The organism is Lysinibacillus sp. AR18-8 (assembly GCF_001705465.1).
Taxonomy (GTDB): Bacteria; Bacillota; Bacilli; order Bacillales_A; family Planococcaceae; genus Lysinibacillus; species Lysinibacillus capsici.
The window spans coordinates 197,409-214,409 of sequence record NZ_MDGU01000009.1 but is presented as its reverse complement, the minus strand read 5'-3'; the positions used below and the strand labels follow the sequence as shown (position 1 = coordinate 214,409).

Here is a 17,001-nt window from a genome sequence, read left to right as displayed (position 1 = left end):
TATAGCAAACTTTTAAAAATCAGCATTGTTAATACTCGGAAATACACTTGCTTTACAACATAACCTTTCCTTTTTTCGAGATACGATTGCGATGATCTAGTTGAATGCCTGTCAACCATTGTAAAAATGCAGTTACACCGATTTTAACAGTTTCTGGACGTAGTATACCTTCTTTAGGATCAGCATAAACAAAATCAATATGACGAACACCCTCATTTTCGCCAATAAGCTTGAGGATATCGAATAACTCATAAGCCGTTAAACCACCAGGTGAAGCTGCAGGAACATCACAGGCAAATACAATATCAAGTGCATCTAAATCCACAGACACATAAATGCGATCTACTTCATACATAAGCTGACGCAGCATTTCACGTATTGTGAGTTGAATACCATCACGCCGCATTTGCTTTAACGTAATCATATGAATGCCTTGTTCTTTAGCATAATGAATCATTTCGGGTGAATTGAAAAAGCCATGCAAACCGACATTATAGACATGTCTCCCCTCCACAACCCCTGCTGCAATTAACTGATGAATTGGAGAATCTTGTGCTAAACCAATTTCCTCTTGGTTTCTTGCATCTAAATGCGTGTCAATCTGAATGATGCCAATGCGATCCTGTGGGAAGGCATTTTTTATACCTTTTATGGAGTGCGCTGTAATAGTATGATCTCCCCCAATCAAACAAGTAAAACTTCTTTGAAAGGCTATACTTAAATTTTCTGCAGCAGCCTCGATGGCAGATTCCGAAAGCATTCGATCATATTCTAGAATCGCCACATCCCCAATATCCACAACTGAAAGGGCACGTAAATTCACCTGCTCATCTAAATTATATGATTGAAAACCTGGCCAAGCCTTACGAAAGGCTGTTGGGTATTGCGCTTTTGACGACGCACCATTGGTATATGATAAAAGCGCTCCATATACGACAATATCCACCTCATTCGGATTCGGATTTGTTTGCTGCTTTATCCACTGATGCATAGCTGATCCATTCTCCTGCTTCCATTGGCATTCTGATTGTATAAACATATTCATCTACCACCTTCTTCTCTTTTCCATTCAAGTTCAATTGACCTAAATCAATTGGTGCTCCCCTGTAAATGTCCTAACATATTTTCTTTATAGTAATAGTACCATTCGTACAATGATTTTCGTCAAAGTTTTTCTTTTTTTCTCTTATAGTGAAAATATTCTTTTGATCAAACAAAAAAAGCAAACTTGAAATCAGTTTGCTCAGAAATTACATGTTTCTTTTGTTAGGAGATTGTGGCTGTTCTCAAATTTTTGAGTGTTGTTCACCTACCTTGAGCGCTTTGACACTCTTAATAAATGACTTTCTCTCGTTTGCAAGCACTTTAATTACTCTTCAGAGAGCAAACCTCTTTTTTACCAACTCTTCGTACAGAGAGCTCTTCCATTATTACTTCTGCTGTTTCGAAAGGCTTTCGCAAAGTTCTGCTACCTCATACATGGAATAGCTTTGGAAATCATATTGACTACGCAGCTCTTGATGATAACTTAATATTTCTCCTAGCATCGCCAAATTCTTATCAATATGCTTACCAAAATTATGAGGATGCCACCATAAATGATAAAAGGCTTGTGCCTGTGCAGCCTTGAGCATGCCTTCCTTTATTCGCTTTACTTTTAAATTTTCGAATATACGTAATGGACTACAGTATGGCCTTAAAAAAGCACTTGATCGAATATTAATCAGTTGCTCCTCTTGCATTTCTTCCAGGGTGGCTATATGATGACCAGTTATATTCCAATAGCTATCTATCCACTTCTTAGCACCTAAAAGTCTTCCCTTTTTCGTAAACTTTTGTGCGTCATATAGCTCATGATTTTCGGTGCCTCTATAGCAAACATATCCCTCTTCTAAACAAGCTGTAAAATAGTCTTTGTTTATTTGATTACGAGGAAAGACAATCGATTTCATAGGCGCAGTATAGCCGTCACTGATTGTTTTCGTTGCATGTAAATCCGCACAAAAGGCAGCTTTCGTTTGGCCCTTCTCCAAGCAATAAAAATGAGAAAAGGTATGACTTCCTATTTCCTGATGTGGTGTACGTTTAATTTCCTCAATTAATGATTTACCAAAATGCAGGAGATCTTCTTGTTCATTTTCGCCAACTTTTGCTAGCTGTGTATGTGCTGCAAAGCGCATATTTTCATATTTCACAGGGATACCTCGCAAATAATGAGCCATTTCTGCCTTTGATTCAGCAAACAATAATCCAACTGTAGCCCAAGTTGCATGGATGTCATATTGCTCAAATAACGCTAGTATCCTGGGCAAGGCTTTACGGACACCATATAGGTTTTTATTGTATTGGCCATAACGAAATACGTCATGGACACCCCAATTCAGCTCAAAATCTAATGAAATAACGAGACCCCCACCATTCATGTTGCTACTTCCTCCATTTTTGCACACCTAGTAAAAGTGCACGTATTTTTGATTGGATAATGTAGCCTGAGTAAACATGAACAACCTGGCCACCAAAGCTTAATTTAAAGGCTCGTACATTTCGATTGTCCGTTAATTCTCCCATATCATATAAGACAAAACCTTGCTCCTTTAGGTGTAGCAAGTTATGCCAAATTAAAAACCGATTTGCATAACGGAAAGGACGTTTTAATTGTGCAGGCAATGCGGTTGCATGACATGTTGCCTCAAAATAAGACATCGCTTTTTTCTCATGCACAATATCTAATCGATAACATAATGTCTGTCCACAAAAACTCTGGATCTCCGATAATAATAAGGCACCCTGTTCATTGAGGAGCAGAATGGTTTCCATTTGCGACTTGCCGATTGCTTCAATTTTTTTTCTTTTGGCAAATTGATTGTAAAATTGCTGAAAGGCTTTCAAATTTTCTATGGATGGCTCTTTATACAAAATGACTTGATAGGATTCTTTTTGGGCACGTCGTAAGATTTTACGATTACCTTCAGACAGTGCTAAATACAATGAAAGCTCATGCTCTTGCAAATAAATGTGAATCGTTTCGCTTTTTACAAGCTTCCGACTTGGTACCAATGAATGCGTATAGCCTACAACTTTCATAGACTTTCGAAAATTGGCTGGCTTTTCGAGAAAATAAAAATGCTGCATTGCGATATGCCATCGCTTACTTTTAATGGACAGAATGTACATCGCCCCCACTCTCTGTATATTTTTCTACACGGTGTCGCTCAAAACGAGCAAGTTTATAATGTTTCATTCGAGAAATAGGTTTATAGCCTAGTTGTACTAAGCGCTTGCGCTTGCGCCATTGCCAAAAACTTACCGATACCCACAATGTTTGTGCTGGTTTTATTTTCCGTAAAAAAGCTGTAATAATGTCGATTTGTTTGAAAACATCATAGGCTAAAAAATAGGTTTGCTTCGGTAAGGCTTCTACAATTTGCATTGAATCCACTCGCCAGTTTGTGGCATGTAATGCAAACGCCAGCTTATTCGTTTCCGCAAAGGAGTCTTTATAAATCGTATAGCCCTTATAAAGGAGGGCCATGACTTCTTCCTGATCAAGTTGCATCGCTTCCTGAATCGACATTTCTTCAAATAAGTTTCCGACAGGTTGCTGTGGTGATACGTCATCTGATGGGGATAATTCATACAGCTCCACTTGTTTCAAACGAATAAATTTTTCTACGAATTGTTGTCCATATTCTAGCCAATCTTTTACCTTTCCATACTTTACTAAATATCGTAAATGGCCCAGTGTGTTACGCTTCCAATCTACGACTCGTTGGTTCCCTTTCATAAATTCTTTGAGCCTTTGCTTTAACGATAAAAAACCTGCCAGTAGATTTGTACGTTTCGTACCGCTGCTAGCAAGCATCTGTCTTGTAAAATCAATGTCTGAGCGCCAATCAAATTTATAAGACTCATAGCCTATGCTCATATCATATAAGCGATAGTTAGCAGTAAACGTTCGCTGGATGGCTTCCTGAGTGACTATCCGACCAGCACCAAATAAATTAAAAGTTGGCTCATGTGCAAGGGCATAGGTTACATAGCGGCCACGACAGCATAATCCATAGGTAAAAGCAATCCACTGGTTTTCAAAGACAAGTGCATCGACCTCTACCTGTAACGCCTCACCTTTAAGCATCGTTAAACGCTCAAAAAAATCTCTTTTCTTGCCTTTTGTAAAGCCACTTGTATCTAGTTTTTTTGCCCAACGTCGATCAAATAACCGAAACATTTGCCAAAGCTCGTCCTGTGGAGCCTCACGTCTTTCTAAGGAGCCTAAATTTCTTAGTTTTCGTTCTCGTCGATCAACGCCATGCATTTTTCGACGTTGATTGAAATGGCGATGAAAATCAATTTCCGAAAAAGCAAGATAGGGTGTCACAACTCGGAACAGGCTTGTACGTAATTGTCTTTCTACAAAGTATTGCTCTAAGATCTTAGTAGACACCTTGCTTTCTAATAACCCATGCAAGGAAAAAAGAATATGCTGATGCTTTTTAATGAGCTCATCAAAAACAAAGGTTGTAACTTGCTGTAACCATTCCTTTTTAGCCACAACCCCTGTATAATTGGCGATGTTTTCTCCCGCAAAAGCATACACCCTTACCCCCCAACGAATAGACACTGTAAAAGGAAAAAAGGCCCTAATTGTCCCCTCATGTTCAATGGCGTAAAGCTCTACACGCTCTTTCCGTCCTACAATTTGCCACCAATTATAAAACCAAGCAAATTCTATAAATGGATTATCATTGTTCTCTTCTTCTAAAATGGCATCCCAAATTTCCTTGTACCACATAAGCTCATCATCAGTTCTAATGCGAATTAATTTCAATTTAATCCCCTTTCTTCACTAGTTCTGAAACAGCCTGTTGATAAACCATTAATGTTTTTTGATACATGGGGATGAAGGTGAAGTACTGTAAATAACGCTGCTCACTTGCCGTCCCCATTTCCCCTCTTAAAGGAGCATCCATTAATAATTGATGCAGCCTCTTCTTCAATAATTCATTATTCTCTCGCTCCACTAAAAACCCATTGTCATGATCAATAATAAGCTCTTTCACACCACCTACATTTGTTGCAATAATAGGAAGTCCTACACGCATCGCTTCAATAATCGAAATCGGCAAGCCTTCCCAATCTGATAACAGAACAAATAGGTGGCCTTTCTCAAGATAAGAATGAACGTCTAATTGATTACCTAAAAATGTTACACGATTTGATAATCGATTTTGTTCAACGAAATGTTCTAGAGCTGGACGCAGAGAACCATCTCCAATCAATTGAAGGTGCCAAGGGATATCTGTCAGTTCCGCTAAAGTCTTTAACAGGACATCTTGTCTTTTAGGCACTTCAAAACGAGCAACCATGACAATGACTGGCTGCTCCATGCATATCTTTTCAGTTGTCTTATTTCTCTCGATAGGGTCAATGCCGTTGTGAATAGTCAGCAATTTATGAGCAGGAGCGACCTTTTTCATTAGTGCTAGTTCCCGATCATATTCAGACACTGTAATAATTTTTGTCGTAAATGGCTGAATTGATCTTTCCATCCGTTGATAGAATAGCTTTTTCTTGTAAGGAACACCTTCTGTAAAGCTCCAGCTATGTGCCGTAAAAATAGTTGGAATTTGTAACAACCTACCAACTATGCGACCAATCACACCAGCCTTAGAGGAGTGGGTGGCTATAACATCTGGTTGTAGATGTTTGAAAACGGCTCTTAATTGCCAAAATGCTTGAAGATCTTTCGCTAGATGAATAGCCCGTTGAAGAGCAGATATACTGATAACAGGGATTTTATGCTCTTGTAAGTGCCACAGTGATGGTTGGTAGGAGCCCGTCACTACTGTGACATCATGCCCATCCTGTTTTAAGTGGATAGCAAGTGCCTCCACATGTTTTTGCGCACCTCCAACTTTATCCATTCGTGTAATAAGCTGAACGATCTTCAGTATGGCCACTCCTTATTTTTTAATAAGCACCTGTGCGTGCAACGACAACATAAATTGTCTTCAACAAAATTTGGACATCCAACCAAAAGGAATAATGATCAACGTATTCAATGTCATATGATATTTTTTGTCCATGTGAAATATTCGACCTACCATTAATTTGAGCGAGGCCTGTTAATCCTGGCTTTACCTCCAAACGCCGAGCCTGTAAGGAATTATATGCATTCGTGATCGTTGGTACTTCAGGACGTGGACCTACAATGCTCATATCACCTTTTAACACATTTAAAAGTTGTGGAATTTCATCAATACTGAGTTTTCGAAGAATAGCGCCCACTTTTGTGATGCGTGTATCTTGCTCTGTTTTAAAATAATAATCATCAGGGATACCATCAGCACAAATAGTCGGCATATTGACTGGAACTGCCTGAATACACATTGTTCGTAGCTTCCAAATCACAAAGCGGTGATGATCGAGGCCAGTTCGGATTTGTTTAAAAAAAATGGGGCGACCTGTCGTTATGAGTAAAATGAGGAATATAGCTAGCATTAGAGGAATTGTTATAAAAAGCAAAAATAATGCCCCAATAATATCGAATATTCTTTTGCCGTACTGACCATAGAATGTGAGATTCTGAGCTGTCTGAACGTGCAATACATCATCCTTTGCATTTTTTTAGCACTTAACTCTATATATTCATTTTGAACATTTCTAGAACTATTTTAGAAAAAGTGCTTATTTTATGAAAAAAAGAGTTATATCAGCGTTACTTGCTGAATAACTCTTGCTGTCTTATTATATGCTTGCTTCAAAAATTTGAACATCACATTCAATTACAACATTACCTTTTAATGCTTTACTGATCATACATGTTTGTTCAGCCTTGTGTGCTAAGCGTAGAAGTCTTTTTTCAAGATGTTCTGTTAGCTCTTGCACAATAATAGTCGGTTTATGGACAATTTTTTCATACGTAAAAATGCCATTTTCTACACTAACAAATCCATGGGCCTGCATGGATAATTCCAGTACATCTATTTCTGACCTTTCGAATAAAGCAGCTAGTGTAATTAAATAACAGGTTGCAGCTGCCCCTAAAAGCATTTCATCTGGATTTGTACCAATGCCAGGTCCATTCATTTCCCGAGGAATAGAAATTTGTGTTTGCAAATTACTAGCTTGGATATTTCCTGTACCGTTTCTTCCTTCTGACCAAGTTAAGTCCATTGTAAATTTATGCTGAACCATTCTAGATCCTCCTTTATTTGTAAAGCGAAGAAAAATGCCCGCTTACAAACGTAAGACGAGCATTCCATTTATTCAACTGTTACTGTATTTTTTTCTGTGTCAATATGACGACCTTTCTTAGTCACGGTTTGGTACTCTGCAAGACGAGCGGTCGTACGCCAATAGTGATAGACAAGTCGATCAATCCACAGCAAAGTCTCCACTTTCGATACAGCTGTCTCTAACTCTACCACATTTTCAACAGTGTGCTCAAAGTATGCGTTTCGTTTATCACGACGCACCGTAGCCATTTCAGAGGAAGTAACCTCAAGCAAGGTAGCAATCTCAGGTAGACGTTCATCCTCATCAATGATTAGTAGTACTTTTTCCAATACCTCTAACCACTTTTGGGTTAATGTCTCCTGTAATTGAAAGGCATTTGGATGTTGCTCACGTAATGCCTTTGACAAACGATATAAGTGGTCTAAAGCATGTAAAAGGGCAATATGCTTATACCGTTCTTTTTGAGAGGAAGATTGAATAGCATCCATAAATAAACGTGTTTTTTCGATTGCCTCATCTATTTGAGCCAATCTACTGTCTGTTTCAGCTGTGCGTTTTTTTCCTTGAATAAGGGAAACGAGTACTGTCGTCATTTCCTTAGTAATATCTTGCAATGTATTAAAGGATACCTCTACAGCAACTCCAGGTAGTTTGGCAACACTACTATCTAAATTACGAGTTAAATAATTTCCTTTTTCAGGTATCATTTTTTCAATGGCCTTTGCAAAAGGACGAACAAATGGCACAAAGAGTATCGCGCCAATCACACTAAATAATGTATGGAAAACAGCAATGCCGAGTGTTTCATCAAAGCTACCATTGATGGATTTCGTGACAAACTCTGTAAGAGCAAACATAAACCTTGCACCGAATGTCACTAGTATAGCAGTGACTACATTGAACATTACATGTGTCACAGCTGTTCGTTTTGCAGCTGTTGATGCACCAATCGCAGCAAATAACGCTGTAGCTGTCGTCCCGATATTTTGACCAATGACTAAATAAGCAGCCTGTTCAAAATCAATAGCACCTGCATATAAAGCTGTTAAAGTGGCTGCTATTGCAGCACTAGAAGCCTGCATAATAACCGTCATGATAAGACCCAAAACAATTAAAATTAGCTTGCCACTAATAGAATTTGCACTAAATGCATCGAATGGAATTTTATCTTGTACCGCAGCCATTCCTCCCTGAAGAACATCAATACCTAAAAATAATAAGCCAAAACCAGTCACTAGCCCTCCAATTGCTTTGTAATCACGTGGTGCGAGCAATTGGACAAATACACCAAGCGCAATAAAAGGTAGTGACATTGTCTGCATATTGATCTTAAAGCCGATTAATGAAATAATCCAACCAGTACTCGTACTCCCGATATTGGCGCCAATAATAACGCCAATCGATTGGACAAATGTGAGAAGTCCAGCACTGACAAAACCTATCGTAATCAAGGTCGTGGCCGTGGAGGATTGTACAAGCATTGTCATAAATGTACCAGATAATACCGAGCTAATGGTCCCACCTGTAAAACGATTGAGCCATTTTTTCAAGGCATCTCCTGCCAATTCCTTTAAACCGTTTGTTAGCATCGTCATTCCAAGTAAAAATAAACCTATGCCCCCAAGCACATTGATCAACCTATCAACACTCCCCGCTAAAATTGTATCTCTATTAAGAAAGCTCCTTTTAAAGGAGTTTTATTCCCCAAACATTCTTAATAGTACCATTATTAATTTTGAGAAAATAGGGATATTTCCCTGCATTGTACAAAATCATCCATTATTTTACGAAAAACAATGTGATAATTTTTATGGTAGAATAGAATAAATAATTCTTTAGGAGATTTTCAAAATGATTTTAACAAAGCAAGAAGCAATACAAGCACTTAAAAAGAACAAATTCATCGGTTTTACTATTACAACGGGTAATATTATTATGAAAAAGATTAATAAAACCGAGTATAATATTTTTGTTTTCGAAGAAGGAAGAGAAAAACCATTACGCTATGTAGGCTCTATCATGAACGTGATGGCGACAATGAGCGATAAAGCTTCAAAAAAAGATTTTGTGATTGTTGAACAACTACCAACAGGAAACAGCGCTAAAGAAACTCAATCTTCTGAACAAGAAGCAACGACAGAGGAAAATGTAGCACCACATGAAGAAAAGCCTTTAGTTGAAGGACAAGAAGAAAGCCGTGCGATTGCTGGCTATGAAGGCTTATATGAAATGACGGCAAGTGGTCGAATTATTACAGTAAGAGAAAACCGCCCATTGGCTCGCTGTAATGATGAATATGGCTTCCATATTGCGCGATTAACAAAGGACGGCAAAGCATCTAGCCATAATGTCTTTGAACTTTGGAAACAGACATTCCCAGAGCTGGAGCACACTCTTTTCAAAGGTGCCTTAAAAGCCAAATATGGTACAGGCTGTAAGCTAATTGATAAACCTGGTATTCATTTTTAATGAAACACCCTCAGCAAATATGCTGAGGGTGTTGTTATTTAGATATCGTATATTTTTTGCCACTTGAAAATCTTTATTATATTAATTTTAGCTACTTTATGGAAGCCTGCCTGCATGAGCTTTCTTCGTCTGGTTCTCTTATACCAAGGGACTATTGTACAGACTGCTCTCCCTTCCCGCTGCACATCTGCAACGATCTCCTCTAGTCGCAAGCTATCATATTCTTTTATAAACGACATATTGTCTGACAGCTCATAGGAATAGTTAACCGTTTCTTCGGCTACCGTTTGATCGTGTCGCTTATAGATGACATGATCGCTATCTGCAAAGAGTCGATAGCCCTTATAGAAATCTGTAACATTTTTCGCTCGATCCTTCGTTGTCATGATGTCTTTCATTGATAATTCTTGAAATCTCACATTTCCGTTACTCTGTTGTTGCTTTGCAATATAAACATCTAAAATATGAATGGCTAGCATTCGTTGGAACATTTTTGTAAAAGCTCTTAGCCAATCTTTCGTGCTTGCATGCTTCAGAAAATAACGCAGTTCTCCTAATCGGTCTCGCTTCAATTTTACTAGCTGATGATTATTCGTTAATAGCCCTTTTAGGCGATCACGTATGACCATCCATAATCGAATACTACGCTCTTTAATTCCTTTTGTACTCATCACAAACTTCCTAGTAAAATCAATATGTGTATACCATTCAAACTTATATGGCTCATAGCCACTTCCTAAGTCATAATAACGATAGCCAGCTTGATGTGCTTTTAGCATATTCTCTTTTTCAATGAGGCGTCCTGGACCAAATAGATTAAAATCTGGCTCATGGCCCATTGCCTGACAAAAATTTCGCTCTCTACAGCATAGGTCAATTGTAAAAGCAATCCACTGTCCTTCAAATTGTAAGCTATCGACTTCTACGCGAAGCTCCTTACTGTTGGTTTTAGCTAGCTGCTCATAAAATAGACGAGTTTGCTTCTCGGTAAAGCCACTTTTATCAATTTTCTTTTGCCATCTTCTCTTGAATAACGTAAACATGTCTTGTAGATGATTGTGATTCACTTCCTGAAAGACGACATGACCAAGAGACTTTAATTTATTTTCACGCCGTTTAAGGCTTTTGAATTTCTTACGATGCTTCTTTAGAAATGTTTCCATAGGAATGGTGTGGAAATCAATATAAGATGTGACAGTTCGAAAAATCGAATGAGGCATCTGATATTCAATCGCATATTTTTCTAATTCTTGAGAGGTATTTTTACTTTCTAATAATCCATGTAACACGATTAAATAACGCTTATATTTTCGTGAAAACTCCTTCAAAAGAAACGTAATGGAAGGTTCTAACCACTCCTTATCAGCAATCACTTCCATATAGGTCGCAAAACCTTGTCCTAAAAAGCTGAAATAATGGATTGTACCAAATCGTACAGAATGCACTAACGGAAAAAAGGCCACTGCTATACCTTGATGCTCCACTATGTAAATTTTGACATTGTCATGAATCCCGAGCGTTGTCCACCAAGTTGAAATCCATTCATACTCAATAAAAGGGTTATTATTATACTCTTTTTCAAGAATCTCTGACCAAATGCTCCGATAGGGCTCTAACTCTTCGATAGTCGTTATGAGTTTATAAGCTAGCAATGAACTAAATCGCTCCTTTTCATGTGATCATCGCCATACATTTAGTAGCCACTATATTCCTAGCAAGAAAGTATTAGAACATTACACCAACGTAAAAACCCCTCCTTATTAGAAAGGAAGGGCTTCGTTTCATTTACACGTTTACAAGTGATACCTCATCTTTTGTCACTGCATTGGCCATATGTGCTGTCGCCACAAAGCTTAGTGTCATACCAGGCCCAATGGTTGCGCCTGGGCCAGGATACGTTTCCCCCATGATAGACGCTGAACAATTGCCAGAAGCATACAACCCCTCAATGGGTTCGCCATTCTCCTTTATTACACGAGCATATTCGTCTACTACGAGGCCACCTTTTGTGCCGATGTCTCCAGGATATAGACGCAATGCATAGAATGGTGCTTTCTTGATTTCTGCTAAATTTGGATTTGGTAGTGTCGGGTCCCCGTAGTAATTATCGTAGGCACTATCTCCTCGGTAAAAATCATCATCATGTCCGTTCCGCGCAAAGTCATTAAAACGATTCACCGTTGCTACTAGGTTCTCCGCTGGCACTTCCATTTGTTTGGCAAGCTCTTCAATTGTCTCCGCACTTTTTGCAACTCCATGCTCAAACCAACTTTTCGGGAATGCCTGTCCTGGGAACAATCCTGTAAAAATATAACGGCTTTTAGCTGAAGCATCAATTAATATCCAGGAAGGAACTGCCTGCTGTGTGACCTCTTGATGCTTATACATCGTATCCACGAATTCATGATATGGAGCCGCTTCATTGACAAAACGTTGCCCTGCACTATCCACTACAATCATATTGGGCACGCCACGATCTGCCACAAGGAAGAATGGATGTCCTTGTGGATCAATAACAGAAGGCGCTCCCCATACTTTATCCATTAAATCCAACGTTGCACCAATTTTTACGCCAGGTTCAAGGATGTCACCTGTTTGACCTTCTGGAGAAGAAGTCCATGCAGCATTCGTAGGACTTGGTAAATACTTTTCACGAAGTGTCTGATTATGTGAGAAGCCACCTGATGACAGAACTACACCTTTCTTTGCCTCAATTTTAAGCTCTTGTCCATCTCGTTCCACAATAATTCCAATTACTCTTCCTTTGCCCATAATGAAATCTTTAAAGGCCGTTGATAGCCAAAGCTCACCATTTGCTTCTGCAAGGGAGAGGCGTAAACGTGCAATTAAAGCTTCTCCTAATGCTACTGGATCGCTCTTAGTCACCTTTGACTTGACTAAACGCGCCCCTAATTTCAGTGCAGTAGTTTTACCTTTTAGCGTCCGGGTAATCATATTTACTTTATGAAACTCGTAGCTATTCATCGTGAAGCCTTTTGTTGATAGAGTTGCACGACGCATAGAATTTGCTAAAGAGCCCATTTTTGTTAAATCGAAAATAAGTGGTTCAATGGAGCGTCCCTGTGATAACCCACCTGGTTTTTCTGGATAATAATCCGAGTAGCCTTTTGCATATTGGAAGCGCATATGCTTTGTTTTATTGTATAAAAAGCGTAACATTTCAGGCCCTCTCGTAATATAAGCTTCCTTTAGCTCTTCTGGCACACGATCACCGATTGTTGAATCTAGATATTGGCGTGCAAGTTCATGTGTATCTGGGACACCTGCACCTTTAATGATATGATTATTAGGAATCCATAAAGCACCGCCTGAAATAGCAGAAGCACCACCATAGCGATCTGTTTTTTCTATCACTAATGATTTCATTCCTTGTAACTTTGCTGTTAAACCTGCTGTCAATCCCGCTGCACCAGAGCCTACTACTACTACATCATAACTAGCATCCCATTTCATTCAACCATTCCTCCCTATATGAGCTAAATCGATGAATCTGTCCTTTCTATTAAAAAGTATAGAATTAAACCAATATTCAGTCAATTTAAACCATTCCCTATTTTTCCACAAAAAAAGGAGCATACTCACTCGATTTAGGGTTTAGAATCACCTTTATACAGTTATCTTCCCGTCCACAAAATATTTCATAGGCTACTTGCTTCTTCTAATGGCAATTGATATGTAATGGTACGATACATTAAAAGGCAAGAGGACACAGTCACCCTTTTTCACTTTTGTCACATGCTCTTACCTATTACATAATTCTTATGTGAAGAAATAGCGCCTTGGAAATATGCAAATCAGTTCCACGAATAGCAGTAGAAGTGATTTTCACAATAATATCGTCCTTCTTTTAACAGTTGGACCCTCTAATATCTTTATTTCCATGATAGGTTACAGCCTTCACGACAACACTCCCTTTGCATAGTATCATCACAACAAGCATATATTTTCGACTCTATTCTTTCCTTCGCTAACCTGCAGTATGTACATCTTTGTCATTATCGTTTTTATGCAGGCAATTCAATGTCAAGCATATTCATTTCTACTTAGCATATAGTTTGAAAAAGGCATTAAGTTGATGATAGGGCGGAGGAATTTTACAGGTGAGTGCAATGATACTTGGCGGTTTTCTATTTTTCAGTGTGAGCATTGGGGGCGCGATTGCCTGGATTTTCTCTAAGCTATTTCAGCATACGACACAGGGGTTATCATTATTGTGCGGAGGTTTTTTAGTAGGCTTACTTGTGCTAGATATCATCCCTTCTTCCTTTCAAATCTATCAATCATTTGGGATTATATTAGGTATTTTTATTGGTTATTTCATCTTCCAACTACTAGATACCTTATTTCATGCTTCTCATGCACAGAATCCCTCTGTCTCTCTATTAACACTAGCTATGATTATCCATACAATACCTATTAGTCTCACTGTTGGAAATTTACTTGGAAATGCTGCATTAAGTATTTCTCTCACAGCCTCCATTATTCTCCACCATGTTCCAGAGGGATTTGCATTATCTACTGCACTCATCTCTCAAGGTGAAAGGCTTTGGAGACTTTTCATTTATTTCTTCATCTTCTCTATTTTCTTTAGTATTTTCATCTGGTTTGGTCAGTATTGGGCTTTACCAGACAAAGCACAAGGGATCTTAATGGGCATTTCGATAGGATTGATTGCTACAGCTAGTATTTCTGAATTCATTTTGCATCAGCTACAGAAAGTCTCATTTAAAGCATTTTTTATGTATCTCTTTCTAGGTTATTTCCTAAGCTATATTTTCCATATACTTGTTGAATAACAAAGGGATGTCTCCGCGCATGAAACATCCCTTTCCTCTTTTATTTTTCTTCACTAACTAGCATTAAAGTAAGCGTTAAAATTTTAGAAACCTCTGCCCGAGTAAGATTACCTTTTGGGTTAAACTTACCATTCGTACCATTTAAAATACCTAGATGTTGCAATAGACCGATAGCCTCTACTGTTTCTTGACGCATTTGATTTTTATCTGTGAATGAATTGTTTTTGCTCACTTGCGCAACATTCACTTCCATACCTTCTAAATACCTAGCAGTAATATAGGCCATTTCCTCTCGTGTAACGGGCTTTTTCGGCTCAAATTTTTCACCATTGAAAATATCGATTAAGCCATACTCCTCAAGAATCGCTACCTCCTTAGCACCCCAGAAACCACTAAGATCAGTATAAGAAGCAGGACCCTCATAATCTTCATTCACATTTAAGCCAGATGCACGGAAAATAATAGCCGCCAGTTCTCCACGCGTCACTTGTCCATTTGGATTAAACGTAGTAGCCGTTGTCCCATTAATGATATCTGTTTGATATAGTAACTGAATATAGCTTTCAGCCCAATGACCAATAGCATCCTTGAAATATCCACCTGCTTTTAACTCAACGTCGGCACGAGCAAATACCTGTACCATATCATTTAAATCTTCTGCACTAACTGCTTCCCATTTGCCAGCTGTATATACCTCACTCTTATAGCCATTACTAGTTTGTGTAATTTTTATTTGAATCGCAGGCCCAAATAACTTCTTCAGTTCTTCATAGTTTTCCTTAAACTCTTTTTCTCCCTCTGGATAGAGGTTTGTACCATCTTTGTACGATTGAAGAATCGCCTCTAATGAAATTTTTACTGTAATACTATTTTTTGTTGTAACAATCGACACTTCGTTATTTTCAAAGCCTATTTTAGATAACAAAAGCATTTTATAAATATCTTGATAGGGCATGGCTTGTAACTGACTAGTGGCTGCAACATTCTGCTTTGGATGGATTATATTTGCCACATTTACTACATCCTGTGCATACGCCTGTCCACCAACCCCTGTAAAACATGCAATACTCAGTGCACCAGCTAACATTATTTTCTTCACTGTTTTTCCCCCTTCAATTCATAGATTCAGTGTACTAAAACAACAGTTTATAAATCTATAAAAATATGGGAATTAAACAATAATTATATAAAAGACCCATTTTTAACACATTATAATTTTCCTATTTTACTTTTGAGTTTGAAACTAGTTTAACAAAAAGACAAATTACAATGCTATCTACAACAATTACATATGTAATTAGATATATCTCTCAAATGAGGGCAGCTTAAAGGCTGTTCTTTGTTATATTTCTTTAACAGCGGGTACATACTTGGAAAGAAACTTCTTTCAATATACTTTATATTTATATAATGTTAGAGGCTTTCATTTGATTTTTATTCAACGGTAGAAGTAGTATGGAATTGTAACGAAGGATTGATCTACATATCCACACTATTATATTGATGTAACAATTTCAAAGGAGGAATTTCGATGAATTATCAAAACATTACGGTTGCAGGTAGTGGTGTATTAGGAAGCCAAATTGCTTATCAATCTGCTTTCAAAGGTTTTAATGTAACAGTGTATGACATTAACGATGAGGCGTTAAAAAATGCACAGGATCGTATTACAAAATTAAAACCATTTTATCAACAAGATTTAGGTGCTACACAAGAAGAAGTGGATGCAGCCTATGCACGTCTTACTTTTAATAGTGACTTGGCGCAAGCCGTTGCCAATGCTGATCTTGTTATAGAAGCAATCCCTGAAGTTGTGAGCATCAAAACAGAATTTTACACGAATCTTGGAAAAGTAGCACCAGCAAAAACAATTTTTGCAACAAACTCGTCTACTTTACTACCAAGCCAATTTGCTGAAGCAACTGGCCGTCCTGATAAATTTTTAGCTCTTCACTTTGCTAATACAATTTGGAAAAACAATACTGCGGAAATTATGAAACACCCTGGTACAGATATGAAAGTATTTGATGAAGTGATTGAATTTGCACGCGCCATTGGCATGGTACCACTACCATTGCATAAAGAGCAACCTGGCTATATTTTAAACTCATTACTAGTTCCGTTTTTAGATGCAGCTGAATCTTTACTTGTAAAAGAAGTGGCCGATCCAGAAACAATTGATAAAACATGGATGATTGGTACAGGCGCTCCACTAGGACCATTTGCTATTCTAGACATCGTTGGCATTAACACTGCCTATAACATTGTGGAAGCGAAAGCAACTGCCACTGGTGATGAAAACATGAAAAAATTAGCTAACCTCTTAAAAACAGAGTACATCGAAAAAGGCAAATTGGGCCGCGCAACAGGTGAAGGCTTCTACACATATCCAAATCCAAGCTTTGCGAAACCAGATTTCTTAAAGGGTTAATGATTAAAAAGAGCAATTGTCCTTCTTAAAAGGGCATTGCTCTTT

General features: G+C 38.1%; 14 protein-coding genes and 1 pseudogene. 3 read left to right on the top strand and 12 right to left on the bottom strand.

Annotation, left to right across the window (positions count from 1 at the left end):
* Positions 1–52: 52 nt before the first annotated feature.
* From BFM98_RS08960 to BFM98_RS08925, 8 genes are all read right to left on the bottom strand, one after another.
* The gene (locus tag BFM98_RS08960) at positions 53–1,039 is read right to left on the bottom strand and encodes an agmatinase family protein (RefSeq protein WP_254660017.1); all 987 of its coding nucleotides are present in this window, start codon (positions 1,037–1,039) and stop codon (positions 53–55) included.
* A gap of 391 nt (positions 1,040–1,430) precedes the next feature.
* The gene (locus tag BFM98_RS08955) at positions 1,431–2,423 is read right to left on the bottom strand and encodes a polysaccharide deacetylase family protein (protein WP_066037166.1); all 993 of its coding nucleotides are present in this window, start codon (positions 2,421–2,423) and stop codon (positions 1,431–1,433) included.
* 4 nt (positions 2,424–2,427) lie between these two features.
* Positions 2,428–3,174 (bottom strand): hypothetical protein, encoded by a 747-nt coding sequence (locus BFM98_RS08950; protein ID WP_254660016.1) that lies wholly within the window; start codon positions 3,172–3,174, stop codon positions 2,428–2,430.
* The gene (locus tag BFM98_RS08945) at positions 3,155–4,828 is read right to left on the bottom strand and encodes a GNAT family N-acetyltransferase (protein WP_066037165.1); all 1,674 of its coding nucleotides are present in this window, start codon (positions 4,826–4,828) and stop codon (positions 3,155–3,157) included. The genes BFM98_RS08950 and BFM98_RS08945 overlap by 20 nt, the downstream gene beginning before the upstream one ends.
* 1 nt (position 4,829) lies before the next feature.
* Positions 4,830–5,924 carry a glycosyltransferase family 4 protein gene (locus tag BFM98_RS08940; protein WP_048394353.1) on the bottom strand — a complete coding sequence of 365 codons (1,095 nt, stop codon included), beginning with the start codon at positions 5,922–5,924 and terminating at the stop codon, positions 4,830–4,832.
* A 46-nt stretch (positions 5,925–5,970) separates the two neighbouring features.
* On the bottom strand, positions 5,971–6,606 hold the full coding sequence (locus BFM98_RS08935) for a sugar transferase (RefSeq protein ID WP_048394351.1): 636 nt from the start codon (positions 6,604–6,606) through the stop codon (positions 5,971–5,973).
* A gap of 141 nt (positions 6,607–6,747) precedes the next feature.
* Positions 6,748–7,197 carry an SACOL1771 family peroxiredoxin gene (locus BFM98_RS08930; protein ID WP_054549471.1) on the bottom strand — a complete coding sequence of 150 codons (450 nt, stop codon included), beginning with the start codon at positions 7,195–7,197 and terminating at the stop codon, positions 6,748–6,750.
* 68 nt (positions 7,198–7,265) lie between these two features.
* Positions 7,266–8,867 carry a Na/Pi cotransporter family protein gene (locus tag BFM98_RS08925; protein ID WP_233732847.1) on the bottom strand — a complete coding sequence of 534 codons (1,602 nt, stop codon included), beginning with the start codon at positions 8,865–8,867 and terminating at the stop codon, positions 7,266–7,268.
* Between the two features lie 223 nt (positions 8,868–9,090).
* On the opposite strand from BFM98_RS08925, the gene BFM98_RS08920 reads away from it, so the two are divergent.
* Positions 9,091–9,708 carry a 3-ketosteroid-delta-1-dehydrogenase gene (locus BFM98_RS08920; protein ID WP_066037163.1) on the top strand — a complete coding sequence of 206 codons (618 nt, stop codon included), beginning with the start codon at positions 9,091–9,093 and terminating at the stop codon, positions 9,706–9,708.
* Between the two features lie 38 nt (positions 9,709–9,746).
* On the opposite strand, the gene BFM98_RS08915 is transcribed toward BFM98_RS08920, so the two are convergent.
* The 3 genes and pseudogenes from BFM98_RS08915 to BFM98_RS24640 all read right to left on the bottom strand — a co-directional run.
* On the bottom strand, positions 9,747–11,360 hold the full coding sequence (locus BFM98_RS08915; protein WP_066037162.1) for a GNAT family N-acetyltransferase: 1,614 nt from the start codon (positions 11,358–11,360) through the stop codon (positions 9,747–9,749).
* 133 nt (positions 11,361–11,493) lie between these two features.
* A complete protein-coding gene (locus BFM98_RS08910) occupies positions 11,494–13,182 on the bottom strand; it encodes an FAD-dependent oxidoreductase (RefSeq protein WP_066037161.1) in 1,689 nt (562 codons plus the stop codon).
* A gap of 231 nt (positions 13,183–13,413) precedes the next feature.
* Positions 13,414–13,630: pseudogene (locus tag BFM98_RS24640) on the bottom strand (glutathione-dependent formaldehyde dehydrogenase); the annotation flags it as partial.
* A 208-nt stretch (positions 13,631–13,838) separates the two neighbouring features.
* Here BFM98_RS24640 and BFM98_RS08905 point away from each other — a divergent pair.
* On the top strand, positions 13,839–14,525 hold the full coding sequence (locus BFM98_RS08905) for a ZIP family metal transporter (protein ID WP_231595704.1): 687 nt from the start codon (positions 13,839–13,841) through the stop codon (positions 14,523–14,525).
* Positions 14,526–14,565: 40 nt separating this feature from the next.
* Here BFM98_RS08905 and BFM98_RS08900 read toward each other — a convergent pair whose 3' ends face one another.
* Positions 14,566–15,624 carry an S-layer homology domain-containing protein gene (locus BFM98_RS08900; RefSeq protein ID WP_066037160.1) on the bottom strand — a complete coding sequence of 353 codons (1,059 nt, stop codon included), beginning with the start codon at positions 15,622–15,624 and terminating at the stop codon, positions 14,566–14,568.
* Between the two features lie 432 nt (positions 15,625–16,056).
* On the opposite strand from BFM98_RS08900, the gene BFM98_RS08895 reads away from it, so the two are divergent.
* The gene (locus tag BFM98_RS08895; RefSeq protein WP_054549488.1) at positions 16,057–16,956 is read left to right on the top strand and encodes a 3-hydroxyacyl-CoA dehydrogenase; all 900 of its coding nucleotides are present in this window, start codon (positions 16,057–16,059) and stop codon (positions 16,954–16,956) included.
* Positions 16,957–17,001: the final 45 nt, after the last annotated feature.

Bases quoted from the DNA above. Each gene is read 5' to 3' on its own strand.
- BFM98_RS08920 (WP_066037163.1), top strand. From the start codon at position 9,091: ATGATTTTAACAAAGCAAGAAGCAATACAAGCACTTAAAAAGAACAAA.
- BFM98_RS08940 (WP_048394353.1), bottom strand. From the start codon at position 5,924: ATGGATAAAGTTGGAGGTGCGCAAAAACATGTGGAGGCACTTGCTATC.
- BFM98_RS08930 (WP_054549471.1), bottom strand. From the start codon at position 7,197: ATGGTTCAGCATAAATTTACAATGGACTTAACTTGGTCAGAAGGAAGA.
- BFM98_RS08960 (WP_254660017.1), bottom strand. From the start codon at position 1,039: ATGTTTATACAATCAGAATGCCAATGGAAGCAGGAGAATGGATCAGCT.
- BFM98_RS08905 (WP_231595704.1), top strand. From the start codon at position 13,839: ATGATACTTGGCGGTTTTCTATTTTTCAGTGTGAGCATTGGGGGCGCG.
- BFM98_RS08895 (WP_054549488.1), top strand. From the start codon at position 16,057: ATGAATTATCAAAACATTACGGTTGCAGGTAGTGGTGTATTAGGAAGC.
- BFM98_RS08910 (WP_066037161.1), bottom strand. From the start codon at position 13,182: ATGAAATGGGATGCTAGTTATGATGTAGTAGTAGTAGGCTCTGGTGCA.
- BFM98_RS08955 (WP_066037166.1), bottom strand. From the start codon at position 2,423: ATGAATGGTGGGGGTCTCGTTATTTCATTAGATTTTGAGCTGAATTGG.
- BFM98_RS08950 (WP_254660016.1), bottom strand. From the start codon at position 3,174: ATGTACATTCTGTCCATTAAAAGTAAGCGATGGCATATCGCAATGCAG.